General features: G+C 27.7%; 27 protein-coding genes. 26 read left to right on the top strand and 1 reads right to left on the bottom strand.

All coding sequences use genetic code 11. The annotated features are described in order from the left end of the window. Positions 1-32 precede the first annotated feature (32 nt). Positions 33-1,511, bottom strand: a complete 1,479-nt coding sequence (locus HNR33_RS11700) for a coiled-coil domain-containing protein (RefSeq protein WP_429083497.1) — start codon at positions 1,509-1,511, stop codon at positions 33-35. 156 nt (positions 1,512-1,667) lie between these two features. Here HNR33_RS11700 and HNR33_RS11695 point away from each other — a divergent pair, with 156 nt between their 5' ends. The 26 genes from HNR33_RS11695 (at position 1,668) to HNR33_RS11570 (ending at position 24,541) form a co-directional block, all read left to right on the top strand. Then, positions 1,668-2,147 (top strand): hypothetical protein, encoded by a 480-nt coding sequence (locus HNR33_RS11695; protein WP_429083496.1) that lies wholly within the window; start codon positions 1,668-1,670, stop codon positions 2,145-2,147. 335 nt (positions 2,148-2,482) lie between these two features. Beyond that, positions 2,483-2,731: a hypothetical protein gene (locus HNR33_RS11690; RefSeq protein ID WP_429083494.1), complete on the top strand. Its 249-nt coding sequence runs from the start codon at positions 2,483-2,485 to the stop codon at positions 2,729-2,731. 371 nt (positions 2,732-3,102) lie between these two features. Continuing rightward, positions 3,103-3,816 carry a hypothetical protein gene (locus HNR33_RS11685; RefSeq protein WP_429083493.1) on the top strand — a complete coding sequence of 238 codons (714 nt, stop codon included), beginning with the start codon at positions 3,103-3,105 and terminating at the stop codon, positions 3,814-3,816. A gap of 400 nt (positions 3,817-4,216) precedes the next feature. Further along, positions 4,217-4,822, top strand: coding sequence for a hypothetical protein (locus HNR33_RS11680; protein WP_429083491.1), 606 nt, complete (start codon positions 4,217-4,219; stop codon positions 4,820-4,822). Positions 4,823-4,925: 103 nt separating this feature from the next. Continuing rightward, a complete protein-coding gene (locus HNR33_RS11675) occupies positions 4,926-5,297 on the top strand; it encodes a ribonuclease H1 domain-containing protein (RefSeq protein WP_429083489.1) in 372 nt (123 codons plus the stop codon). A gap of 381 nt (positions 5,298-5,678) precedes the next feature. Then, positions 5,679-7,163, top strand: a complete 1,485-nt coding sequence (locus tag HNR33_RS11670; RefSeq protein WP_429083487.1) for a hypothetical protein — start codon at positions 5,679-5,681, stop codon at positions 7,161-7,163. 588 nt (positions 7,164-7,751) lie between these two features. Then, positions 7,752-8,795, top strand: coding sequence for a DNA adenine methylase (locus HNR33_RS11665; RefSeq protein ID WP_429083485.1), 1,044 nt, complete (start codon positions 7,752-7,754; stop codon positions 8,793-8,795). Positions 8,796-8,961: 166 nt separating this feature from the next. Continuing rightward, positions 8,962-9,549, top strand: a complete 588-nt coding sequence (locus tag HNR33_RS11660) for a hypothetical protein (RefSeq protein WP_429083483.1) — start codon at positions 8,962-8,964, stop codon at positions 9,547-9,549. A 21-nt stretch (positions 9,550-9,570) separates the two neighbouring features. Continuing rightward, positions 9,571-10,155: a hypothetical protein gene (locus tag HNR33_RS11655; protein WP_429083482.1), complete on the top strand. Its 585-nt coding sequence runs from the start codon at positions 9,571-9,573 to the stop codon at positions 10,153-10,155. Positions 10,156-10,221: 66 nt separating this feature from the next. Further along, positions 10,222-11,733, top strand: a complete 1,512-nt coding sequence (locus HNR33_RS11650) for a hypothetical protein (protein WP_429083480.1) — start codon at positions 10,222-10,224, stop codon at positions 11,731-11,733. A gap of 111 nt (positions 11,734-11,844) precedes the next feature. Beyond that, positions 11,845-13,068 (top strand): hypothetical protein, encoded by a 1,224-nt coding sequence (locus tag HNR33_RS11645; protein ID WP_429083478.1) that lies wholly within the window; start codon positions 11,845-11,847, stop codon positions 13,066-13,068. Between the two features lie 435 nt (positions 13,069-13,503). Next, positions 13,504-17,928, top strand: coding sequence for a M23 family metallopeptidase (locus tag HNR33_RS11640; RefSeq protein ID WP_429083476.1), 4,425 nt, complete (start codon positions 13,504-13,506; stop codon positions 17,926-17,928). 130 nt (positions 17,929-18,058) lie between these two features. Continuing rightward, the gene (locus HNR33_RS11635) at positions 18,059-18,247 is read left to right on the top strand and encodes a hypothetical protein (RefSeq protein WP_429083474.1); all 189 of its coding nucleotides are present in this window, start codon (positions 18,059-18,061) and stop codon (positions 18,245-18,247) included. 107 nt (positions 18,248-18,354) lie between these two features. Beyond that, positions 18,355-18,663 carry a hypothetical protein gene (locus tag HNR33_RS11630; RefSeq protein ID WP_429083472.1) on the top strand — a complete coding sequence of 103 codons (309 nt, stop codon included), beginning with the start codon at positions 18,355-18,357 and terminating at the stop codon, positions 18,661-18,663. A 211-nt stretch (positions 18,664-18,874) separates the two neighbouring features. Continuing rightward, on the top strand, positions 18,875-19,546 hold the full coding sequence (locus HNR33_RS11625; RefSeq protein ID WP_429083470.1) for a JAB domain-containing protein: 672 nt from the start codon (positions 18,875-18,877) through the stop codon (positions 19,544-19,546). A gap of 42 nt (positions 19,547-19,588) precedes the next feature. After that, entirely contained in the window at positions 19,589-19,723 is a 135-nt protein-coding gene (locus HNR33_RS11620; protein ID WP_429083468.1) for a hypothetical protein, read from the top strand. Between the two features lie 110 nt (positions 19,724-19,833). Further along, positions 19,834-20,166, top strand: coding sequence for a DUF2958 domain-containing protein (locus tag HNR33_RS11615; protein WP_429083466.1), 333 nt, complete (start codon positions 19,834-19,836; stop codon positions 20,164-20,166). A 16-nt stretch (positions 20,167-20,182) separates the two neighbouring features. Continuing rightward, positions 20,183-20,569: a hypothetical protein gene (locus HNR33_RS11610; protein ID WP_429083464.1), complete on the top strand. Its 387-nt coding sequence runs from the start codon at positions 20,183-20,185 to the stop codon at positions 20,567-20,569. Between the two features lie 11 nt (positions 20,570-20,580). Then, entirely contained in the window at positions 20,581-20,931 is a 351-nt protein-coding gene (locus HNR33_RS11605) for a hypothetical protein (protein WP_429083462.1), read from the top strand. Between the two features lie 48 nt (positions 20,932-20,979). Beyond that, positions 20,980-21,432: a hypothetical protein gene (locus HNR33_RS11600; protein WP_429083460.1), complete on the top strand. Its 453-nt coding sequence runs from the start codon at positions 20,980-20,982 to the stop codon at positions 21,430-21,432. Positions 21,433-21,497: 65 nt separating this feature from the next. Beyond that, positions 21,498-21,806, top strand: a complete 309-nt coding sequence (locus tag HNR33_RS11595; protein WP_429083459.1) for a hypothetical protein — start codon at positions 21,498-21,500, stop codon at positions 21,804-21,806. After that, positions 21,790-22,071: a hypothetical protein gene (locus HNR33_RS11590; RefSeq protein ID WP_429083457.1), complete on the top strand. Its 282-nt coding sequence runs from the start codon at positions 21,790-21,792 to the stop codon at positions 22,069-22,071. Before HNR33_RS11595 ends, HNR33_RS11590 begins: the two co-directional genes overlap by 17 nt. A gap of 2 nt (positions 22,072-22,073) precedes the next feature. Then, positions 22,074-22,553 (top strand): hypothetical protein, encoded by a 480-nt coding sequence (locus HNR33_RS11585; protein ID WP_429083455.1) that lies wholly within the window; start codon positions 22,074-22,076, stop codon positions 22,551-22,553. A 59-nt stretch (positions 22,554-22,612) separates the two neighbouring features. Continuing rightward, positions 22,613-22,969: an AbrB/MazE/SpoVT family DNA-binding domain-containing protein gene (locus HNR33_RS11580; RefSeq protein ID WP_429083453.1), complete on the top strand. Its 357-nt coding sequence runs from the start codon at positions 22,613-22,615 to the stop codon at positions 22,967-22,969. Position 22,970: 1 nt separating this feature from the next. Further along, positions 22,971-23,252 carry a type II toxin-antitoxin system RelE/ParE family toxin gene (locus HNR33_RS11575; RefSeq protein ID WP_429083452.1) on the top strand — a complete coding sequence of 94 codons (282 nt, stop codon included), beginning with the start codon at positions 22,971-22,973 and terminating at the stop codon, positions 23,250-23,252. 287 nt (positions 23,253-23,539) lie between these two features. Beyond that, positions 23,540-24,541: a hypothetical protein gene (locus HNR33_RS11570; RefSeq protein WP_429083450.1), complete on the top strand. Its 1,002-nt coding sequence runs from the start codon at positions 23,540-23,542 to the stop codon at positions 24,539-24,541. Positions 24,542-24,600 lie beyond the last annotated feature (59 nt).

Here is a 24,600-nt window from a genome sequence, read left to right as displayed (position 1 = left end):
CTTTTTAGTATTGTCGTATTTTGTTGATAGAATTAATACACTTTGATTAATCTTTCTTCCAGATCAGCTTTAATATCTTCAATAACCTTTAATGTAACGGTCTCTAAGGAAGTTTGATTGTATTTTTTAACTTCATAATTTAAGAAGTCTTTAGAAGAATAAGGTCCAATTTTAATTTTTTCTATTTGATCATTTAAAAGTTCCTTTTTTTTAGATATCTTTTTTAATTCATTATTTAGTAATGCTTTTTCTTTTTCAATGGATGACATTGTATTTTTTAATTCCATTATCATTTTTTTATATTCTTTTGGTCTCTCGGTTTCAAAATCGTTTATTTGAGACTCTATTTTATAGTATTCATCGTCTAGTGTTTTAATCTTAGATTCTAGGGACTTATAATCAGCATTTATATTATTGAGTTTTTCTTCCTTGAGTTTAATGCTGTTATGCTTTCGATGCAAAAATCTATTAATTTTATTAATAGCCTGCTTTATTGCCTTTTGATATTCAGACTTGCTAACTTTTGACGAACCATTAATATAGTCATTAATAGTTGATAAACTTTCTTTCCTATTCAGATCTCTTTTATATAATGGATACAGCTCTTCTTTCGTCAAATAGATATTAGTATATCTTGCTTCAAAGCCAGCTTCTATACATCTTTTAATCAAAATATCTCTTCGTTGTTTACTTTTCTTTATTGTGTATCCATGTATATTTAGAAGTGATTCTAATAAATCAAGGCTCAAAGAAAAATAAAAACCTAGATTGATAAATAGTTTCTTTTCAAATCGTTTTTCAAGACCATTAATATAATCATAATATGACTGTTTGGTTATATCATATTTCATAAGGTGATTTAGTAGGGTTTGCTTTTCTTCTTCATTTGGTTCAATTAAAGGTTCGAAAATGATTAATTCTTCTGAATTTATAAGTGATTCTATTTCATCTATATCGAGTTCTAATAAAATGTTCTTATCTGGAATATCAACAGAAATAGGAGTTACTATATATTTAATTCTGTAATTAATCAATTCTTTTATTTTTTTTCGATGATTTTCCCAGTTTTCTAGGTCTGAGAATAATTGATAATACTCTTCTACTTCATCCAATAATTGCTTTTTATATTTATCTAATAATGATTTAGGTTTAGGGCTTCCATCGCCTTTAAGTAAGGAGTTATACAACTTATCTGTAATATCAATTTCTTGTTTAATTCCTTTAGATTCATATTGGATAACAACTCTATTTTTAAGTTCGCCATCAGTATTCCTTATAGATCCATTAGCAATAATAGCCTTCTTGTAATTTTCGTTGTTATATAGTTCTTTAGATTGGTAGTATTCTAGCCAATCATCACAAAATGATTTTACAGATCTTTCATACTCTTGATTTGGGTTATTTAAATGGTTATATTCAGTTTCTTTTACCGAAGTTCTACATTTATGTATCCAGTCTGATAATTTAAGGACATTATATTGAGAAATATCGTCTTTAAAAATATTTTTCATAGCAATTGCCTCCTGAAATTACAAAATAATAATTCTATTATAACAGAATGGGTTATGAGTAACAATTAGCTATCATAAATTATTCTGTTTTAATGGAATTGCTAACCATTATGACATGTCATCATTAGATTATCAAAATAAAAGGAGGCAGTTTAAATGAGTATTTTAGAAAATAAAAAGTTCATTAAAAAACTAAATAAGATTGATCAAGGAATTGACTTTGAAAAGATACTCAATTCCATTATTGAAAGGGTAGGTTTAGAAGAACAGGAAGTAGAATCTTTTAATTTTGATATTCAATACCCTATGGAAGATGAGCTAGGATTTATGTTTGTTTATAATGTCAATATTGTCTTTAAATCAGGAATAGAGGTAGTTGAGGGAATAGATTATGAAGTTCCTATGGTAGTATATGAGAATTATGAATTTCGTAGCCTTAAAATAATTAATAGGTCAATTCAAAGAGAACAAAGTGATGAAAGGCTGACACATTTAAAATATATCAGGGGAAATTTCGAGAAACTATATAGGATATATGAAGATTTTAGAGATGAAGTAAATGATATTTTATTTGAGAAGCTTGAAAAGCTATATAAAGAATTTGGAGTTGATATTGATAAAAAAATATGTAATTAATATAAAGTTTAATATAGTTCTGTTGAGAACATTGTCAAATATTATGTTAAAAAATATATTAAATTAGTTATTAAACCAATAGCTAGTGCATTATAATACAACATAATTAAAGATAATAGTGAGCAAATTCAAAAAGGAGTAGAGTAGCTTTCGTGGATTTCCTAGAAAGGGGTTACTTTCAACAATATAAAACAGGATAAGAATTTAAATGGAAATAATTCAATAGATCGGATCTTAAACTGTTTAGAAGTTGTTGAGTAACAGAAATCAGAAGGTGAATACTCCTTTTTTCGTGAGATTAATTATAAATACTAAAAATAAGGAGTGATGTTGTTATGGTTAAAACAATTGCAATTAATGAAAACGAGGTAAGAGAAATATTTAATGATGAAACTTGGGATGCATTAGATAATGTAGATTTTAGAAATACATCAGTTATCTTCGATACATTTGGACAAACTTTAAATAGTGATGTGATTGAGTTTGAAGTGGATGTTGATGAAAAGGACGAATTGACTGATATTAAATTAAAAAATATGATATTAGAAGATTTAAGAGATCTACATATAAATCTAAGCATGTAAAATAAAAACAGACTAAATTTTTAGTCTGTTTTTATTTTTTTATTAAACAAAATTTCGATAAAACATTATTAAATTTTCTTTAAAAAATATGTTGAATTAGTTATTAAATCAATAGTAAGTGCATTATAATACAACATAATTAAAGATAATAGTGAGCAAATTCAAAAAGGAGTAGAGTAGCTTTCGTGGATTTCCTAGAAAGGGGTTACTTTCAACAATATAAAACAGGATAAGAATTTAAAAGGTAATAATTCAATAGATCGGACCTTAACTGTTTAGGTAGTTGTTGAGTAACAGAAATCAGAAGGTGAATACTCCTTTTTTCGTGAGATTAATTATAAATAACTAAAAAATAAGGAGTGATTATTGTTATGAATACAATTGAAATTAATGAAAACAAAAATAGTAGTATGGTGGTTTATCCGAAAGAATTATTAGAACAAATAAATTATAGCTTTAAATTAGAAGAAATACCATTTGTTCTTATTAATAAAGATTTGATTTTAAAAAACTTTGAATTAGGAGGAAGAATTGATATTAGTTTTAATAATCTTTATGAGAACATAGAGGAATTAAAAGAAAAGTTTTTAAAACAACTTGATATTAATTTTATGAAAGAAGCTCTTGATATAATTAAACGAGATAAGAAGGATGAATTGGAAAAAATAAAATCTTTACTAGGAAGTTTATACTTTATATTTAGAGGTGAAGGAGCCTATGAATTATATAACAAATTATTTAATGAAGAAGTTTTGGAATTTATAGATAAATACATTACTGAATTATATGATTATCTTCCTGAGAAATATCAAACAAAAGAAAGAAGAATAAAGATGATAAAAGCTTTCAATAAAGATGCAGAAGAGAAAAGGCATTTATTCTATGGAGATAAACATAAAGTAAGGACTATCTTAAAAGAAAATTTAAATTATCTAAAGTATTTTTCTAATATTTATATTGACAAAACATTATTTGAGGGCATTCTTAAGACAAAAGAGGATAAACAAAAAGTAGTAACAATTTTAGAAGAATTAGGAGTTTGTGATGGTATCATCAAGCAGGTGAAATATTTAAAATATAAGTAATTATTAAAACAAGAACCTTTATATAAAAGTTCTTGTTTTTTTGTTGTCATTGAACTCTTCTCTTATTTTATAATATACAGTTCTATTGAGAACATTATTAAATATTGTGTTAAAAAATATGTTGGAATCGTTATTAAATCAATAGCAAGTGCATTATAATACAACATAATTAAAGAGAACTGGAGAAGATTTAAAAGGGGTATAGTAACTTTCGTGAATTTCCAAGAAAGGCTTACTATTATAAACATTCAAACAGGTTAAGAATTTTAAAGGAAGAAAATTTGAGATCGGGAACTTAAACTGTTGAGGATGTTATATAGTAAGAGAAATTAGAAAGCGAATACTCCTATTTTTACATGAGATTAATTATAAAAATACTAAAAATAAGGAGTGATGTATTGTGAAAAACAATAAAAATTTAATTGAAAACCTAGGATTTGAAATTAAAGAGCTTAAAAGGGAATTAGAAGAAAATAAAGAGGATAGTGAAAGAATACTATTAGATATTTACGTGAAGGAAGAAGCAGTAAAAAAACTTTTGAGAGGTAAGTCAGCTAGGATCTCTGGAAAACTGAAGAAAGCTGATAAAAAAGAGATTCTTAGATATGAGATATTAAAACATGTGATGGAAAATATAGATAGCATAAGTGAAGAGGATGAAGTAAAGTATAAGAACATCTTTTTAGAAGCGGAAAGAGAAGTAGGTATTGCTAACAATACTGGATGTATAACTGTTTCAAGTAAGACATTGGAATTTCTTGGAGATAGATTTATTTCATTTGAAATGAAAGTTAACCTATTAGGATATGATTACTCCATTTATGGATTAGAGAGACTCTTAAAAGATATGAAGGAAAATAGATTAAAAGAATATATTATATATACCTTTTACGGTCACGATATATATTTCTTCTATAGCTTAAATAAAGAAGATTATAACAAAATTAAAGAAAACTACAAAGATTATTTAAGAACTCTTAAAAAATTGAAAAGAAAAGCTTGTTAGCAGAATGCTCCCAAATCGGGAGCTTCTTTAGTTGAATATATTATATAGCTATGCATAGCATATAATGTTCAAATGATGACATTAAAGAAAGGAGAGGTTGAATATGGAAAGATTATATGCATGGGCTATTATAGATTGGAAAACAGGAATAATAGAAAAAGGATCAACTACAAATAGTTGGGAAGTTGTTAAAGAGAACTGTTTTGGAATAAAGGGAAGCAGATACAGAAAGTTTAATAATTTACAAGAGGCTGAGGATTGGTTAGAAAATCCTATAATAAAGGGTAGATTTAACTACTATGCTATTTACTCCCCGATTTTTAAAGAAGTAATCCAAGGGGATTATCCTAGATTAATTGATATTCAAAATGCACATAAAGAAGAACATTTAGAAGATCAATTAAAGTATAAAGGATTTGATAACAAAGAAGAAGCTCAGAGCTGGTTAGAGACTATGATGAATAACACTGCCTAATACATTCTGTTTTAATGGAATTAATCCTATATATTCTAATATAAAATAAACCTGTATATCTATGTATTTTAATAGATATACAGGTTTTCTCAATTTGAAACAAGATAAAACTTATTAGTTCATTGATATTTGAATAATTAGTTTAAGAAAAAATATAATTTAAGACAATAAAAATTTACAGAAAAATACCTAGACTTCGGGAAAAAGTCTAGGCATAAATAATAGGAGTTAAAAATAAATGTTTTTACTATTATACAAATAACTAAGGTGATTATTCAAAAAAAGTGTTTTGTTAGACACTTTATGTTGTTTTATAAGGTTTTATTCAATGACTCCTATTTAGATTTTGAAAATCAAAAGTATGAAAGGGGGTCATTTTTTATGAATAAATACAAGATAGAAAAAAGAGACAATCATTATCACATTTATTTTATAGATAAAAGAAGTTGGGCTACTACAAAAGCATATACATTCTTTGAAAATTATTCAGATTTTGGTTTTGGTTCAAAAGAGGATTTTATTTATGCTTATGTTAAAAGACAGTTAGATAAGCAACAAAAAGAAAGAATTGAGGGTTTAATTGCTCATGAAAATAAGATTGAAGGTTATAAAACTAAATTACTTAATGATAAGAAGATGGAGATAAGAAATCATATTAAAGAAAAGCATGGGAATTTATTATATGCCGAAAGAGAAAGACTTGTTGAAAGAGCAATTACAAATATAAGTGAAAGAGCAATAAAATGGAGATTTCTGAAAGATCTTAATGAAAAGGAAATAAAGTCGCTTAAAAGAAAGTTACTATTAAAAAAGAAAGATATAAAAGCCATTATCGAAAAGATTGAAATTGATGAATCATTTGAGACTGTAAAAGAGGTATATTCTTACTTCTCTGCGATTATTGATCCTATGGATTATCTAGATTTAAAAATTGATTGGGGTGAATGTCCCATAATTGCTGGTAATACAGCAATTTTAGTAATTTATGATGATAAATATAAAATAATGAGTTCAAATCTAAAGAAAGAAGAAGGCATAGCATTTGATTTATTAGATTTATTTCAGCTATACAATATAGATATGTATAAAATTATTGAGATGAAGGGGTTAAAGGTTAAGGAATACGAAAAGATTAAGCAAGGACAAGTTCTATTAGATTTAGAGAAAAATAGATTGCTAGATGTAAAAAAGAAAATGAACAATAAGAGAGTATTAAATCAATACCCTAAATTATATAAGTATTTAAAAACAATATGGAGTGTTTATAACAAAGTATTAGATGAAGGATTAAAGAATATTAACCATTTTGATAAGGATGGTAGAGCTGTATTCTTTGCTTCTAGAAGGCATTTATCTAAGATTTTACTAGATGAAGATAATTTAAAAATTAGTGATCGAAAAGTAGGTGATAAGATTAATATACTTTGTGCAGTAGGATTATTAAAAAAAGTTTTTATAGAAGAAATTCCAGTAGAGCTTCATCCAGATAGAAACGAAAAGACTAAGAGAACAAGAATCTACAAGCCTGAGATGAATGATTGTAACTATTTTATTATTCCTGAAACAATTGATCTTAAAGATGCTGAAGCGATTGTTATTAAGTTTATAGAAAATTCGATTAATCAAAGCAATTTCACATATAGAAACATAGCAAGTGTTTTAGGTAGAGAAGTAGCAGATTCAATATTTCAGAAAACATATAAAAAAGCAAAGAAGAATATTCAGGAAGAAGAAACTATAGAAGATTATAAGGATGAAGATATTAATGAAACACTTATGGATGATAATGATGGATTTAGAATAATTGACGAGAGTGATCCAGCATGGGATGAGGTCTGTAATTTGTGGAAAAAAGATTTTTTGTAAAAAATTTTTAGAAATAAAGAACTATTATAATTCTTCGTAATTAAGTTATAGAGAGGATAAGAGAAAATCTTAATCTTAAAAAGATGTCCCAATATAACCTAAAAGAATATAGTAATGTAGATGATGATAAGAATTATTTTAAAGAAGATGATGATATTTTTAGATTTTAAAATATAAAAGAATAGTAATGCAAGAACTACATTACACGGTTAGCAATTAAAATATATTATTTCTTGTTGAGATGATAAAAGCTAACCTGTTTCACTATAATCAAAAACATTAGGACAACTATTTCTAAGAACTTTATAAACCTATTTGTTGTTAAAAAAGTATAAAGTAAATAATATTTAAACAAAGCCACGGAGCGGCCGAAGACTTATTTTTATAGTATAGATTAATATTAAGCCCATACAAGCTTTGAATATGAGGAACTATACATTCGATTACTCGATATAACATAGCCTCTTAAAAAGCAAATATGGGCTTATAAAGCTTAAATATTATTCTGTTTAAATGGAATTTATAACATATATGACATGTCAGTATGATTACATCAACTAATGAAAGGAAGATGTAATCATGCAATACATGGGTTCAAAGAAAAAATTATTAAGTTTTATTGAAGAGGTTATAGAAAAAGAAACTACAATAAAAGATAAAGTAGTATGCGATCTGTTTTCAGGAACAGGAGCAGTTGCAGAGTTCTTTAAAGATAAAGGTGCTAAAGAGATAATAACTAATGATCTACAATATTATAGTTATATAAGAACTGTTGCCTTGTTAGCAAATGAAGAAGAACTTAAATTCAAATATTTTATTGATAAATATAATATTAACCCTAAAAATAGATTTGAGGAAATAGAAAAATTAATAAACGACTTAAAACCTAAGAAAGGATTTATAACTAAAAATTATTCTCCTGAGAGTATAAATCATTGTGAATATGAAAGAAGCTATTTTACAATTGAAAATTCTATGAGAATAGATACCGTGAAAGAATACTTATATTCTATAAAGGATGAACTGAAGCATAAAGAATTTTGTTATTTAGTAGCTAGTTTAGTGGAATCAGCTGATAGAGTAGCTAATCATACAGGTGTATATACTGCTTATTTAAAAAAGTTTCAAAAAACAGCTTTAAAACCATTTAAATATAAATTATTAGAAGTAAATAAAAAAAATTCCTTACATAAGGCATTTAATAATGATTGTAATAAAGTCATTAAGAATATACAACCTGATATATTATATTTGGACCCTCCATATAATACTAGGCAATATGCATCTGATTATCATATTTTAGAGACTATAGCAACTAACTATAATGGGGAGCTTACAGGTAAGACAGGAAGACCAGATTGGAGCAACAAAAGATCGAGCTTTTCTTCTAAAAGAGAAGTAAAAGAAGCATTTAAAACACTTATAAAAAGTAATCAAGCCAAGAATGTTTTTCTTTCATATAATGATGAAGGAATACTGTCTCATACAGAGATTATAGATATTTTTAATAGTAATAATTATCAAGTAGAACTACATAAACAAGAATATAAACGATATAAGAGTAATAATCATAAACAAAAAAGAGATAAAGTATATGAATATCTTTTCTCTGCTAAAAAAATAGTTTCCTAACAATTAACTCCTAGACTTCTAGGAGTTTTGTTATTAGACCAGATAAAATCAAATTTGTATTATATGCACGATATTTCTGCATAACATATAATGTTCCAATAAAAACAATATAAAAAGTTGTAATTAGACATTAAATGCATAATATGAAAGGAGAGTGAAATTGCTTATGTCAAATAATAAAGAATCCAAAAATCAATCCAAAAGAATTATAGTCACAGTAATTATTCTACTTCTATTACTTATTGTTTCAGTTTTAGTTTTGTCTTCAACAGGATATATAAATTCACAAAGAAATGATAAAAATCAAGAGGAACAAGTTAAAAAAGATCTGGATAAGTATAAGTTGAAATTAACGGGTGATACTGATGGAATTATAGAAGGGGAACTGGATTTATCAAACGTAAAAGAAATTAAATTAGATTTGCAAGCAAAAACAAATGCTTCTTATGTTAATCACAAGGTAAGCAATTCCTGTGAATTTGAAAATGGTAAAGCTAAAGGTAATTATTTTATACAAAATAGTCCAGAAAATAAGGTTTTAATGCAAGTGGAAATTGAACATGATGATTTGGGAATCATTTATAAGTCTCCTGTAATTAAGCCTAATCAAGGTATTGAAAGTATTAAATTCGACAAAGAATTAGAAAAAGGGCTACATAAAGTAACTACTCATGTTAAATTTTATGACATGTCTTCTCTTTTACAGGTAGGCAAAACTGAGTATGAAAGTGTGAAAATTTTAATCAAAAATTAAAGAAAGGAGAGTGTTTTTTTTATGAAAACAAATTTTAAGTCATTAATAAGCATATTAATAATTTTAGTATTATCATCAAATGGGGTAGTATTTGCAGAAACAGGTGATGTAGCTGTAAATGGAGATATTCAAGCTACAGTATTAAATGTAACTGTTCCAATATCAACAGGATTTGTTATTGATCCGAATGGTGCTACCGCTGAAGAGAGATTTATAGCACCAGATTTTACGGTTTCTAGTGGAACAAATGCCCCTTTAAAAGTCTCTGTTAGCAGTTTAGAGCAAGCACTTGATACACAATATTCTTTCACTGATGTATTACCTACAAATTTTACTGATGAAGAATGGGAAAAATTAGGAATAACAGATTCTTCTGCATATTTAGCATTAGCTTTAAAAGCAAAAGATAATACAGAATGGAGAAGTTTAACTCAAACAGATCCTTTATACGTAAAAGAAGTCTTAGATGCAGGACAAGCTGTAGAAATAGGCAGTTTAGATCCTAATAGTTCAGCAACATTTACATTAGAAGCTAAACATGGTAATGCTTTTGATTCAGCTATTCAGTCTAAATATACTATAACTTTTGTATTTGAGTTACTGTAACAATAAGGGGGAAAAATTCTCCCTTATTAAATTAATTATGATTTAATGAAAGGAGTGTAAATTTCTATGAAGAATAAAAAAATAATTAGCATTATGTTAATGATTACAGTTTTACTTTCAACATTTACAAGTAATGTTTTTGCAGAAGATAATATTACTGTATATCAAGATTTTGGAAATTGGAATGGGGAGCTTAAAAAGATGTCTGTTGGAGGAACTATATATGAAGATGGGAAACTATACTATACTCAATCTAATGATTATAAGATTAGAATTTATGATTTAAACACTAAGCAGGAGACAAGTAGTGAGCAATTTTTAAAAGATGAAGGTTTAATTGCGATTCAGCATATGGCCAAGATAGAAGAAAGTATAATATTTAATTATATGTATGGGAGCACTTCTAGCCCTAGTGAAGGGGTAGGGTTATATAATCTAACAACAGAAGAAGTTATATTGGATTATGGAAATGATATAACAGGAGATGTATTTGCTTCCACTTCAGGAACGACAAAATTTCCTGTTATTGTAGATAATAATAAAGTATATACGATTGATACAGGAAATTTAAATATCTATGATGATTCTGTTAAAGCTGGCACAGTAATAAATATTGCCTCTGAGTTGTATAGCCAATTTGCTAAAAGTTATCAACTACAAGATGTTGAGAAAGTAGGAGATAAATTATACTTTTTAACATTACAAAAAGATCTAATTTCATATGACCTAACTGATGGTTCATATAATCTTGAATATACCTTTGATAGTGTTAATAATTATGAAACCGTGGCAATAAACAATTTGATATTAATTCAACAAAGTGACAATAATATTTATAGCTTTAATGTGGATACAGGTGAATTTAGTAGTAGAATTGAATTAGTAGATAATACATCAAATAGCTTTGATTGGGCACATTTATTAAGTGATGGGAACTCTATTTTTGGATTTGAAAATGTCTTTGGATCAACAAATACATATTTTACTCAAAAATATTCTACAGGGCATGCATTTAAATTAATGCTAGGAACACAGATAGATCCAGAAGAGCCAGAACTTGATTTATCACAAGGAGAAATGGTAGTAAATGGAGACATTCAAGCTACAGTATTGAATGTGACTGTCCCAATTTCTACAGCTTTTGTTATTAATCCAAATGGAGCTACTCCAGAAGAAAGATTTATAGCACCAGATTTTACGGTTTCTAGTGGAACAAATGCCCCTTTAAAAGTCTCTGTTAGCAGTTTAGAGCAAGCACTTGATACACAATATTCTTTCACTGATGTATTGCCAACACAATTTACCGATGAAGAATGGGAAAAATTAAATAAAATAGATTCTTCTACATATCTAGCATTAGCTTTAAAAACAAAAGATAATGCAGAATGGAGAAGTTTAACTCAAACAGATCCTTTATACGTAAAAGAAGTCTTAGATGTAGGACAAGCTGTAGAAATAGGCAGTTTAGATCCTAATAGTTCAGCAACATTTACATTAGAAGCTAAACATGGTAATGCCTTTGATTCAGCTATTCAGTCTAAATATAGCATTACTTTTGTATTTGAGTTATTAGATTAAAAATAGAGCAATTGCTCTATTTTTTTTATGCTTATTCAAACTTCCGAAAATAATTATATTTACTAATGTGCATATAATGACAATATACAACTAAAATAGGAGGTGAAATATATGAACTTGAAAACAGTTATTAATCTTGTGATTATATTATTTTTTACAATGAATACGGTCTCAGCATTGGAAAATGCTATATCAACTGATGTAGAACAGAAGGAAATCTATTTAAGAGAAGAACTGCAATATAAAGAAGATGAATTAAAAAGTTTAGAAGGTATTTTAGATCATTACTATAATTTCAGAGAAGTAGATCTTAATATAGAAACCCTAGACATTAATCTAAATAGTAGTAAAAACCTTTTTAGAACGAATTTGTGGCTAGAAAACAGGAATAGTATAACAGCAGAAATAAAAATAAGATTGAAGTTTGATAATAGATATTCATTTGCTCCAGAGAGCTTGATAAAACCTAATAAAATAGACTTTTCCAATTTAGATACTAGAGAAACTCAAGATATAGCTTCATTAGGACTAGACATTAATAACAAAGACCATTTTATATCTAATAACAAAGACTATATTACAATCATATTAGAACCTAGGGAAAAGATAGATGGTAAATTCTTATTAGGAATAGGAAGAGCTTTTAGAGAACAAGTTAATTTTAATATTTTATTCAATATAGAAGCTAATCCTATAATTGATATTGCTGAAATAAAAAAAGAGGTTGAAGAACTTAACAAAGATATAAATGATATTAAGATACAAATCAGTTCTCTTGAAGAGCTAGGTGAAACTATAGAACAAGAAGAATTTGAAAATACTGAAGAACAGGTAAAAGAAAAAGTGGCTAATGAAATCGAAGCTATTGAAAATAAAACAGAAATTATAGGAGTTAAAGAAGGTTTGGGAAATAACACTGTAGAAGATGATAACACAATTACAGAAGGAACAGCTGATGCAGAAGAACAATATATCGAAGTTAAAGAGGTAGCTGAAGAGATAGAAGAAACAACAGTTACGGAAGACAAAGATCAAGAAGTTAATAAAGCGGTGATAGAATATAAGGTAGATAAAGAAGATCAAAAGAATGAAACCGTTGAAAAAACTGATGTAGATAGCTATATTAGTGATCAGGAAATAGAAGAAGCCCAGGATGATATAGTTGAAGAAGAACATTTAGAAGAATATAATGACCAAGAAACAATAGATCTGGAGGAAAATACTTTAGAGATAGAAAATGAAATTAATCAAGAAGACTTCAGTATTATCAATAAAAATAATGTAATTGAAGATCAGCAAGATAAAAAAGAAAATGATTCTATAGAATATCAATAAAAGTAAAATTGAAATTAGTTGAATAATTCAAGATTTAAGTGCATTACAATATAACAAATGAAAAAACAAGTATGGATTTGATAATGGTTCTTAATATTTAAAGGGGATAGAATTTACATAGGTATTTAACAAAGATATAAGTTTCCCAGAGGATTAGGGAAAAAAGTTGAGGGAGCTTGGCAAAACCCTCATAGAAGACTGTAAAAGTAAGCAGAAGTCTTTCTTATGATGATGGTTTTATTGAATATGTGCTAGTAGTTAGATGTTAGTATTAGGCTAATACACTATTAGATATTCATAAAGCCTAGTAAGGAAGGTTTTTTTGTTGTATAAACCTATTTAATATAGGTTTTTCTTATGGATGATAAATGAGATGCATATGATGATTATATAAAGTTCATAAATAGACATTATTGAGAAAGGAGGATAAATAATATGTTTAACAAAACAAAATCAAGAATTAAGAAATGGTTAATTGTATTAGGTTTAAAAGGAGCAGTAATAATTGCTGTTATTATGATAATTGTTATTATTTTTTCATGGGTTTTCAATATGCTGAATAACTTATTTGAGTTCGAATTATATGGAGGAGATATAACACAAAAGGAACAACAGCAATTCGATAAAAGTGTAGAAATGCTAGCTCAAAGATCATCGGATACTTCGTTCTACCAGATGCTATCTCCAATAGGATCTTATAATCAAAGCTGGCTAGACAAGACTTTTGATCAATTGGATTATAAGACTCAAGAATTAATTAATAACAACATTAAATATACGAGGGATGCAAATGGAGAAAAAACATTCTTAAAACCAGCAAAAGCATTTGATGTTACTGATAGTAAAATAGATGAATATTATAGAAGTGCTGATGGAGCAGAACAGCAATATATATTCAGCCCTGAAGCATTGATTGTATTAAACCAAGAACTAAATGATGAAGGAATATTTAATGGTAATACAAAAGTTTTCTATTATGAAGCTTTTACAAAACCTGTAGCATTTGTTTATGACTATTTAAGAGTAGATGAATTAAATAATGATTTTATTTATATTAAGGAAAGATCAGAAGATGGTATTATCATTAATCAAGATAAATTAGAAAATAGTAGAGTTTATGATTTTGAATATGAATATAACAATATTGAATATTTTAAAGAGACTGATAACATTCATCTTCAAATACCTAAATCAGCAGAGTTAGGAGATAAGGAAGAAAATAAATTTGGTAATGAAGCTGAATCACTAAAAAGAAGATATTTTGAAACTGATAATGAAGGAAATCCTATTATTACTGAAGGTGAATTAGAACCAAGAAAATATCTACAGTTAGTAGAGCTTACAGATAAAGATGGAAAAGTTAATATTCAAAGTTTAGTAAAATACAATACAAGCACTAAAAGAGAAAAAAGAGCTATTATTACGGAAGATGATGAAATAGAAATAGAAAGAAGAATTGATGAATATTTTGAACAAAATCCAGTTAATAGCTATGAAGGAGATTATTATTCTGACTATCAAGTTAAAAAGGATAATATTAGAAATGAGTATGAACAAGAAAAGCTTGAAGGAAAAGAAGGGGAAGATTGGTATTGGGAGTATGATGGTAAGGTAGAGTTTTTAGGAGATAGTCAAAAAGACGGTAGCTTAAACTATAATGCCAACAAAGAAGATTTTAGGTATATTGCAGAAAAAGATGCTTCAGGCAAAATACATATTATTGATAGAGCTTTAGAAGATCCAAAATATGAATTTAAAAATCTAGCATATGCTTGGAGTGATGAAGCTATTAGTCCTAATGGAGAAAGGGGAGCATTGGTTAGTAAAGAGACAGGAGAACCTATTCCAATGGAAATTGAAAGTGTTAGAGATTATGGATTAGGAGTCATATTCTCATATTTTGAAGCTAGAAGTGTTAAATTCAATCAATCACTAGCAATGGATGAAGAAAGAGATTCTAAAAAAGTTGAAGAATATATTGTTAATAATTATAGCGAAGCATTTCAGGAAGCTGAAGATGGTTATTATCCTAAATTTATTGAATTAGAAGATGAAAAATTAAAAGAGTATAGCTATAATACAGAAGAATTAAATTATTTTAATGATATGTCAGATAAGCATGGAAAACTAGGACAAACCAATCCACTTCTAACAGAAGAAACAATAGGGACGAATGGAGAATTCCTAGGAATAGGCGAATTTAATAACCACGAAATAAACAATAAGATACAAGTAAAAGCTCCGTATATTAAAAAGGGATTATTTAATTTTCTAAGTGATATATCAAAGAAAAATCAAGTTCTAAACCCTGAAAAATATTATTTATATTGGTTTGACAAAATAAATCAAGATAATAGAACATTAGAATATTGGATGCCAGAGGTTGCTTCAATTGCTGAAAAAGTAAATGAGTTTGTTAATAAAGATGAGAAAGTAAATGCTAATATAGATTTAGAAAAATATAGTTATAATGAAAAACTTGAAGATAAAAGAGAAGAATTAGCTGAAAGAGGAGAATATTATCTTACCCAGCCAAGCTGGACAGAAAGAATGTATCTATTAGATACTGCTTTGACTTTTGCAGGAAGATTCATGGAGACTTATGTTGAAGAAGTTAGAGTAGATAGACCATTAAGTGATTTAGAAGAGCAAGCTGTCATTGATCTTTATGAGTATGATAGGCATTGGTTAGCTAAAAGTTGGACAACCACACTTGAAATAGAAGAGAAAACATATAGTAGAGAAAGTGAAGTGATAGAACACGAAGATGGAAGCATAAGTATTAATTACTATTGGGAAGCTAAATATGATACAAGATACATTGATGTATCAAATAATGTAGATGGAGATGTTAGTCCTGATTTAGTTTTTTATCAAAGTCATATACCAGGTTTAACTTACAAAGAAAGTGATTCAGGTAAGGTTATAGCTGAAAATGGATTTGATAAAGACCAAGAGTTTAAACCTAATACTGATATAGCAACATATGAGTTAAAAGTTCCTAAAGTGAAAGATAGCATAGTAGGTAGATATACTTATGAACGAGGAGAGTCTAAATCTAGTAGCTATAAGAGAAGTAGAGTTACAGGAGTAGAGTATGAACTTGATATTGAAGACAATAGAAATAAAGGAGAAATAGGAAATCTATATAGGCGATATGAGGGAGCTATTTATGAAGTCAGACCATTCCCTAATGAGACATATTTCAATGAAGAAAGGTTAAGCGATTGGAGAAATAGAATGACAGTAACAAATGAACATACAAGCCTAGAAGCCCGAAGAATTAAAGATGAAGAAAATAATACTATTAAATATTTATATGACTTTATCAAAAACTATGAAAAAGATATTCCATTGCAGGTATTACAAGATGAATATGTATTCGAACAAACAGAAGATTATTATTGGGATGCAGTTCAAACACAGGATCATTCAAAAGAAGTTAGCAAAGAATTAGAGGGATATAGAAATACGGTATTAAGTGTTTTATCTTCATCAGAGTGGAAAAAGGCTTTTGATAAAATGAATTTAAATCAGAAGTATGATCAATATATGGTTAGTGATATTATTTTAGGTGTGATAGAAGAAGAAAAACTCCTAGATAATCCTAATACAGAAGGTTTTGCTAATATATATTTCCCTCAAGAAAATAGTTCTATAGATGCTAATGAATTTTGGATTAATGGCAAAGAGTCTAGGACATATAAATTAGATAAAGAAGATATAGAAAATCCATATAAAAGTATTAGTTATGTAACTGCTTCGTTGAGGAATCTAATATTAAGATATGATGGAGATATATTAAAAGCTGTGTTTGCTTATCATATAGGACCTGAAACATTAGATGAATTAGTTGATAGAAATCCTGATACCTTCACACATAGAAGTAAAGAAGAAATTCTAAATATAGCAAACTCCTATTGGAGAGGAAGAAACTTTGAAGATATTAATCCTAGATTTGTTGAAGATGTATTAAGCTATGTAGATGCAAATGAAGCAAAGCAGAAATTAGCAAATACTAATACAAAGTGGTATGAAGAACTATGGGACAAAATAAAAACTTCAACTAAGAGTATAGTTTCTGCAGGAGATTTATTATTAGAAAGAATATCAAACGGATTATATACTTCAATGGAGAACAAAGGAATTATTCATATAAAGAACCATAAGTCAGATGACGAAGTGAAATGGACACTTTTAAGAATGTTGAGTTTGAAGAAGAAAGTTCCAATTGATGAAATAACATGGGAAGTGTTCGATTTCTTCGGTAAAGGTAGCTCTACAGTATTATCTACTAGCAAATCTCCGAATTTAGAGTATTTTAGAGACTTAATTTATAATATTGATGACTATGTAACCCCATACTCAGATCCTGATGTAAGAATAAGTTCCTCTTGGGGATGGAGAATTCATCCAATTTTAAAGACTAAAAAATATCATACAGGAATTGACCTAGCAAAGCCAACAGGAGAGCCGATACAGGCAATAGCAGATGGTGAAGTAATTAGTTCGGGCTGGCGAGGGGGCTACGGTTATGCTGTGTATATTAAACACCCTATTGAAGAAGGCAATACCAAAGATTATATTATTAGTTTATATGCCCATATGGTTAGACAACCGATGGTAAGAGTTGGCGAACAAGTTAAAGCTGGACAATTAATAGGAGAGACAGGAAATTCAGGAATGTCAAAAGGAGCACATCTTCATTTTGAAATGAGAGGCTATATAAGTAAAGAAAACAAGAATTATGACAAGTGGATGGAGATAATAGATTTAAATCATAATAACAGCTTTAATCCGTTTTGGTTCTCTAAGGCTAATCCAACTCCTGAAGATATTGAAAAAAATATAAAAGAGTAGTTATAATGTTCTAATATAAACAATAATATATAGTATATTAAATATTCTAGGTGATATTAAAATATCAGATAAGTAAGGTTAGAAATCACTCCTTATTAGTAAGTGTGCAAAGTTTTTGGAGGTGTTAGAAATGAGAAATAATTATAATTTTTATAATTATGTTATGTTTATGATTAACAAGGTTAGAAACACAAAGGGATATGTAAGAGGTCTGCCATATTCACCAGATGCATTAGGTAAAAGAGGTTATATGAACTACAGACAGCTAAGAGAAGTTTATAGAAAAGTTCAAGCAGACCAAAGAAAAATGGGCTACTAGACATTAGAGTTTAGTAGTCTTTTTTATTGAAATTATTCTGTTTGAATGGAATTAAGGGAAAATACTATATGCCATTATAAGATTATCAAAGAAAAGGAGGAAACAAGATGAATATAACAAAAAATTTAATACTAAAATTTGAAGAAATAACAGGTGAAAAAGTAATTGGGAAGGTAAAAAAAACAGCTATCGAAATAGATGGCTTTTTTGGAACTTCACTTGTTGAAGTGAAAATACTATCTACTAAAAAAGGTGAATATTTTATAACAGATAATCCAGAATTCGTCTTATTATCTATGTTTAATAAATTAGATGTTGATATATTGATAGAAAGAGAGGAGCAGAGTAATATTTGTTACGTAAAAAAGAATGACGATTATTTGGAAGAAAGATACATAATAGAAATTTTTAATTGATAAGTATCTGTAATAGAAACACTTTATATACAAACTAGAATACTATGAATAAAGGAAAGAGCTTTGAATTAATCGAGGCTCTTTTTTTCATGCAAAAAAATTATTAAATCCTTATGTCCTATCTATAATATAGTAACACAAAAATAAAAAAGTAGAAAAATTCAAAAGGACTCTAAATAAAAATTTAGGAAATTTTAAGGAGGAAGAAATCATGAGTAATGCACAAATGAAGTTTATGGTAGGAAATGAAGCGGTAAGGGGTTTTGAAAAGGAAAGAAAAGATATTTTAAAAGAAAGAATTAATACCTATGGTATTGCATCGCTTCTTAATTTTGAAGCATTATCTTTTCTTACGGGAATTAAAGAGGAAGAACTTAGAAAATTTGAAAATTTACAGGATTTAAGAGAAGAAATTGAAATGTTAAATGCTACTGATTTACAAAAACAGAAGCTTAAAGCATTTTTCACTATGGCAGTCAGATATTCTCAAGAGAGAAGAGGAGAGATAACAAAAATTTCATCACCATCAGATGTGGCGAATCTATTAATGGACGATATGAAACATCTTAAAAAAGAGTATTTTAAGATAGTAATTCTTGATACTAAAAATCAAGTAATTTCAGTAGAACAAATATCAGAAGGAACATTAAATAGTAGCCTAGTTCATCCCAGAGAGGCCTTTAAACCTGCTATACAGCGGTCGGCTAGTGCAATAATACTTTGCCATAATCATCCATCTCAAATTGCTAATCCCAGCAATGAAGATATTAACATTTCAAAAAGATTGATTGAAGCAGGAAAAATAATAGGAATCTCTGTATTGGATCATGTGATTATTGGTGGGGATAAATACTACTCTCTAAAAGAAGAAGGTTTAATCTAGCTATAATGTTCACATAAAAACATTTTAGAAAGGGTGGTTATGATGAAAATTTTGTCGAAAGAGGAAAAAGAATTTTTAGACTTTGTTTCAGAAGAAATAGACAGAGATTATGATGCTGTAATGGAACAACTTTTTGAAGATTATAATTCAGGGCTATTTGATCCAAAGTTAAAATGATGTGTTAATAACTATTAATACAACATTCTGTTTAATTGGAATTTGATTACATTCTATTAATTAATAATGTGTTTGTAAGTAATTAAAAAATAAGAAGGAGATGGTTGTTAATGAAATTGTTAACACAAGAAATTAGAGAGGCACTACCTAAGCTTTATGAAACAGAGGAAATTAAACTGAACCAAAAAGTAGTTATAGCAAAATACTTTTGTGGCTCTTTCACTTGGTATGTGATTGAGGGTGAAGAAAGAGAAGATGGAGATTTTCTATTTTGGGGATATGTAAAAAATGAAGCTGACAATTTTTGTTCTGAATTTGGTTATTTTACATTATCTCAGTTAGAAGAATTAACCCTAGAAAACAGAAGAAAGCTTCCATTTATTGAAAGAGATTTACACTTTCAGCCTCGAAAATTAATAGAGCTATTAGGTAGAAAATTTTAAAAGGGAGAGATTATAAGTGAAAAACTATTACTACTTTGAGCGAAGAAAAGGTATGTTTGATAAAGAGTTATTAAAGGACATTAAGAAGGTTTTATATTCATTTAAGAAGAGAAATCTTATTCAAGAAGTCGAAGTTAATGAATATAAGATTAAATTTAGCAGTGACAAAGAAGAATTTTATTTAACTCCTAATAATACTAAAAGAGTTGAAGCTAAGAGTGATTTTATCTGTTGTATTCTACTTTTAATTATTAAAAAGCATTATCTTGATAGCTTTAAATTTACTAGCCAATGTTTTTTAGAGAACCAAGTAGAGCCAGTTTGGTATAGAGGTGTTAAATATGTAAATAAGATGCTAAATACTAGAATTCAAATAATTAATAATCTAGTAGTAGTTAGATAGGAGGAGCTTTAATGGAAAATATGAATATTGAAAAACTAGATTTTCAGGACTTACTAGATAATCAAAACAAAGTAGAAGGTTTAGTTATGTTAGGTGCTGGTGGTAATCTAAATGATTGGTTAAATGGCTTAAAAGATATGCTAGTTGAAGAAGATCATGTGATAGTAAAAGATACTAATAACACATTCTGGAAAAAGGCATACGAGCTAACTACAACAGGTGGCAGGACAGATCTTGTATTGATTTTTAACGATAAGAATCAAGTTAATTGGGGAAGTCTTGCACTATGGAGGTTAAGATTTGGTAATTGTAGTTGGTTAAGTGATTACATCATAAATTATCAAGAACGGCATCAAGAATAATAAACAATTAATAATGTTCATATAGGAACTATAAAGGAGAGATTCTAAATGGGATATACACATTACTTTAACTTCAAAGAAAAGCAAAATATGTTTGATGAAGAGGTTTTAAAAAAGCTAAAGAAAGTAACTTATTGTTTCTTTAATAAAGGGATTATTCAAGCAGAAAATGATAATCCAGAGAAGCCTGTCGTTACTCCAAGGGAGATTGTTTTTAATGGTATAGGAGAAGAAGGACATGAAACATTCTATCTAACACCAGATACTATTGAATCCAATTTCTGTAAGACAGCTCATAAAGATTACGATTTTCCAACTTGTGTAATACTTTTAATTTTAAAAGTTCATTATCAGGATATTTTTGAATTAAGATCAGATGGGTTTTATGGAGAGCTTGATGAGAATTGGAGAAAAGCAATCACTTATGTAAATAAGCTATATGGAGAAACGGTAGTTTCTATTAAAGATATCAAAGACAATAAAGTAATTAGAATTTATTAAGGAATAGAGGCTCTAGTATTTAATATTAGAGCCTTTAAACTAACTTAACTTGAGAGGTGAGAAATATGAAAAATAAAGCTGTTAAGGGTTTTTATTACTATCCAGCAACAAAGGAGTTCGTAATAGGTAAGTTTTATCCAAGGGGAGGAACAGAAGGTGAATTTAGAATAGTTTGGACTAATCTTTATGACCAAGAAGTTCCTCAACTTATAGCCTTTGATGATTCTTGGAAAGTATTATCGCAGTGCCAAGAATTACTTGCAGAGCTATCAAAATATAGTAACAATAATCTTACTGCTGAAAAGCTAAAAACAATTTTATCACAGCTAAATTATTTTGATATGGAGGGAATTGATAATGACAAAGAAGATTAAAGTAATCGTTAAGTCAAAACTTTACAAAAAAAGTGATAGTAAAAATATATTCAATATTATTTTTGAAAAAGATGATTTTACTAATAAGCTGGAGGTAAATTTAAGAAAGTCAAGAGGGGTTCATTCTCACATTGGACAAGACAATAAATTATATACTTCTGAGCTTGAATTTTGCTTTTTAAGGGCTTTAATTGATAATTATGAGGAAAGTATCCTAGGTGCAATAAATAGCAACAAAAAGCAAATTACAATGTGGGAGGCTTAATCATGAGAGAATATCTATTTAAGATTAAATATATTGGAGAGACTACTAATCATTTTGTTAAAGGTAATGAATATAAGGTTATTGAGATAGATTCTGATGGGGATTATGTAGTAATAGATGAATTTCTAAATCCCATATCTGAATATAAAAGCAAATTCCAATCACAAGAAGAGAAGATCAAAGTAAAAGGTAATTTAGTAAAAAGCATATTCTATCAGACAGCAGACCTATTAGTTAGAAAAAGACTATATCAGGATTGTAGTGTGTTTAGAATAATTGGTAATCAAGATGAAGACAAAATCCCAGAAAATGGGCACTATGTCTCTATCAATATAAAACCTAGCGATGAATACAAATTTATTATGACTATAGGAACTATTAAAGCTGATCTACTTACCAACTATTTATTAATACAGAGCAATTCTGACATAGAAGATCTTCTCAAAATTCAAACTCAATTACTTAAGGCTTATGAACTATAAAGGGAAATGGGAGTAGAATATTCTGCTCCTTATAAAAACTAAAGAAGGGGGAAAATAAGTTGAATAATGGAAAAGAAAGTGCTAATATTATAGTTAGAAAGTTAGAAAGTAAAACCATAATAAGAAAGGCAGGTGAGTATATGTTAGGGAAGATTAAAGCAAAGAATCAGCTCACCATACCAACGGAAATTATGAAGGAATTAAAACTTAATATTGGAGACGATGTAAATATAGACATAATTGATAATAGAATTGTTATATCACCAGTTGTTTTAGTAGATAAAGAATTCTGGGATGAGAAACTAGCTAGCGAGGTAAAGGAAGAATACCAGCACTATTTAAAGAATAAAAATGAATATAAGACTTATAGCAATACGGAAGATTTATTTAATGACTTAGACAAGGAAGATAAATAGTATGATGTATTCAATCATATTTACAAATGCATTTAAGAAAGGATACAAGAAACTTCCTGATGCTATAAAAACAAAGGCTAAAAAAACAATAGAAATTCTTTCGGTAGATCCTAGTTATCCAAGTCTCAGAACAAAAAATAATTATTCTTGGAGTAAATATTTAAATTCAAAAGTTCATGAATGTAGTATCAATATGAATTACAGAATAATATTTACTTATGAAGAAGACAAAATAATTCTATTACATGCAGTTGGAGAACATAAAATTGTTGATAGAAATTAATGATAAGAGCCTGTATCAGAAATGATGCAGGTTTTTAAATGTCAAAAATCGAAAAGTTTGATATGATTATAAAGATTTATATTTATTAGAGAAATGAGAATACAGAGAATAGACAAATATAGAGACGAAATAAAATAAAAGCTTTCCAGAAACTAATTTAAACTCCTATCTTAGGTGTTTTTGTTTATAATAAGTATAATTTGTCAAAATACAGTCTATAATGTTTCTTGTAGAACATTATAAGCACATGTTATAATTAAACAAATAAGAGCAAAGGGGTTTCTAAGATGGATAGGTATGAATTAATTAAAAATGAGATAAAAGAAACTTGCAGTAAAAGCTTAGATGAAATCAAGAAGGAGTTTTCTAATAACCTTATAAGTGCTAATATACATAGTAATTTTTATATACCTAATCAATATGAGATATCAGATAAAAATAAAAACCACCTTCGTAAAAAGTTTAATAGTTCTCTTGGTCTTACAAGAAGAAAAATAGAAAGAGCTTCATTTGCTTATATAAATGGAGAGTATTTTCTTTTAACTGATGATTATTTATCACAAACAAAATACTTAAAATTAGATGAAGATGAAAAGAAGAGCAAGAAAAGTTCTAAAGAGATATCATTAAGCGATTATGTAGAAGAGGTAAAAAAAGAAATAGTAAATTATTATCTGAATAAGAAAGTCCCAGACAAGAAAACTATTAATATCATAAACGATATCGAGGATAAGACAAGTGAAAAAATATATGTTGATTTAGGATTAATTGTTAGACCTTTTCCTGATTATTTTAATAATCAGTATGATTTTAAAAAAATCAATGATGATATGAAAGTATATGCTGAGAAAGTTGTTCTTGAGACATATAAACAAGCAAAAGAAAGCTATATGACAAAGCAATATATTAATGGCGAAAATATTATTGATATAATGGAAAAGCATAAAGATTTTATTTTTCATGATACTTTGAAACTAGAATCAATAAATAGAAAGAAAAATAATCTAACTAAAGATGAGTTATTAGCTTATTACAAAGAAAATAATATAACTTCTGATATGGAAGTTATTGAAGAGCTGGAAAGAAATAGTCTTCTATATTACTATTACAAATTGAGTGCTAAGGAGCAAGAAGAAGATAAAGTTAAATCAATCATTAGATCCAAAGTTTTAGATGGAGCAAGAACTTTGTATAGAAGAGCAAATAAGCTTTATGAAATGACAGGAGATAATGAATTATATGAGCAAATTAAGAATTTAGAAAAATTCAAATCATATTTAGAAGAATAACACCTCGGTTGAGGTGTTTTTTTAATGTGTGATGCATATTATACTAAAAAGTTCTTTTA

It is taken from the genome of Brassicibacter mesophilus (assembly GCF_050433385.1).
Lineage (GTDB): Bacteria > Bacillota > Clostridia > Tissierellales > Proteiniboraceae > Brassicibacter > Brassicibacter mesophilus.
This window is presented reverse-complemented; position numbering and strand designations above follow the sequence as displayed.

Bases quoted from the DNA above. Each gene is read 5' to 3' on its own strand.
- HNR33_RS11620 (WP_429083468.1), top strand. From the start codon at position 19,589: ATGAAAATTTTGTCGAAAGAGGAAAAAGAATTTTTAGACTTTGTTTCA.
- HNR33_RS11675 (WP_429083489.1), top strand. From the start codon at position 4,926: ATGGAAAGATTATATGCATGGGCTATTATAGATTGGAAAACAGGAATA.
- HNR33_RS11695 (WP_429083496.1), top strand. From the start codon at position 1,668: ATGAGTATTTTAGAAAATAAAAAGTTCATTAAAAAACTAAATAAGATT.
- HNR33_RS11700 (WP_429083497.1), bottom strand. From the start codon at position 1,511: ATGAAAAATATTTTTAAAGACGATATTTCTCAATATAATGTCCTTAAA.
- HNR33_RS11645 (WP_429083478.1), top strand. From the start codon at position 11,845: ATGAACTTGAAAACAGTTATTAATCTTGTGATTATATTATTTTTTACA.
- HNR33_RS11635 (WP_429083474.1), top strand. From the start codon at position 18,059: ATGAGAAATAATTATAATTTTTATAATTATGTTATGTTTATGATTAAC.
- HNR33_RS11685 (WP_429083493.1), top strand. From the start codon at position 3,103: ATGAATACAATTGAAATTAATGAAAACAAAAATAGTAGTATGGTGGTT.
- HNR33_RS11640 (WP_429083476.1), top strand. From the start codon at position 13,504: ATGTTTAACAAAACAAAATCAAGAATTAAGAAATGGTTAATTGTATTA.
- HNR33_RS11660 (WP_429083483.1), top strand. From the start codon at position 8,962: ATGTCAAATAATAAAGAATCCAAAAATCAATCCAAAAGAATTATAGTC.
- HNR33_RS11585 (WP_429083455.1), top strand. From the start codon at position 22,074: ATGAGAGAATATCTATTTAAGATTAAATATATTGGAGAGACTACTAAT.
- HNR33_RS11605 (WP_429083462.1), top strand. From the start codon at position 20,581: ATGGAAAATATGAATATTGAAAAACTAGATTTTCAGGACTTACTAGAT.
- HNR33_RS11600 (WP_429083460.1), top strand. From the start codon at position 20,980: ATGGGATATACACATTACTTTAACTTCAAAGAAAAGCAAAATATGTTT.
- HNR33_RS11575 (WP_429083452.1), top strand. From the start codon at position 22,971: ATGATGTATTCAATCATATTTACAAATGCATTTAAGAAAGGATACAAG.
- HNR33_RS11690 (WP_429083494.1), top strand. From the start codon at position 2,483: ATGGTTAAAACAATTGCAATTAATGAAAACGAGGTAAGAGAAATATTT.
- HNR33_RS11590 (WP_429083457.1), top strand. From the start codon at position 21,790: ATGACAAAGAAGATTAAAGTAATCGTTAAGTCAAAACTTTACAAAAAA.
- HNR33_RS11630 (WP_429083472.1), top strand. From the start codon at position 18,355: ATGAATATAACAAAAAATTTAATACTAAAATTTGAAGAAATAACAGGT.
- HNR33_RS11670 (WP_429083487.1), top strand. From the start codon at position 5,679: ATGAATAAATACAAGATAGAAAAAAGAGACAATCATTATCACATTTAT.
- HNR33_RS11665 (WP_429083485.1), top strand. From the start codon at position 7,752: ATGGGTTCAAAGAAAAAATTATTAAGTTTTATTGAAGAGGTTATAGAA.
- HNR33_RS11615 (WP_429083466.1), top strand. From the start codon at position 19,834: ATGAAATTGTTAACACAAGAAATTAGAGAGGCACTACCTAAGCTTTAT.
- HNR33_RS11625 (WP_429083470.1), top strand. From the start codon at position 18,875: ATGAGTAATGCACAAATGAAGTTTATGGTAGGAAATGAAGCGGTAAGG.
- HNR33_RS11655 (WP_429083482.1), top strand. From the start codon at position 9,571: ATGAAAACAAATTTTAAGTCATTAATAAGCATATTAATAATTTTAGTA.
- HNR33_RS11595 (WP_429083459.1), top strand. From the start codon at position 21,498: ATGAAAAATAAAGCTGTTAAGGGTTTTTATTACTATCCAGCAACAAAG.
- HNR33_RS11570 (WP_429083450.1), top strand. From the start codon at position 23,540: ATGGATAGGTATGAATTAATTAAAAATGAGATAAAAGAAACTTGCAGT.
- HNR33_RS11650 (WP_429083480.1), top strand. From the start codon at position 10,222: ATGAAGAATAAAAAAATAATTAGCATTATGTTAATGATTACAGTTTTA.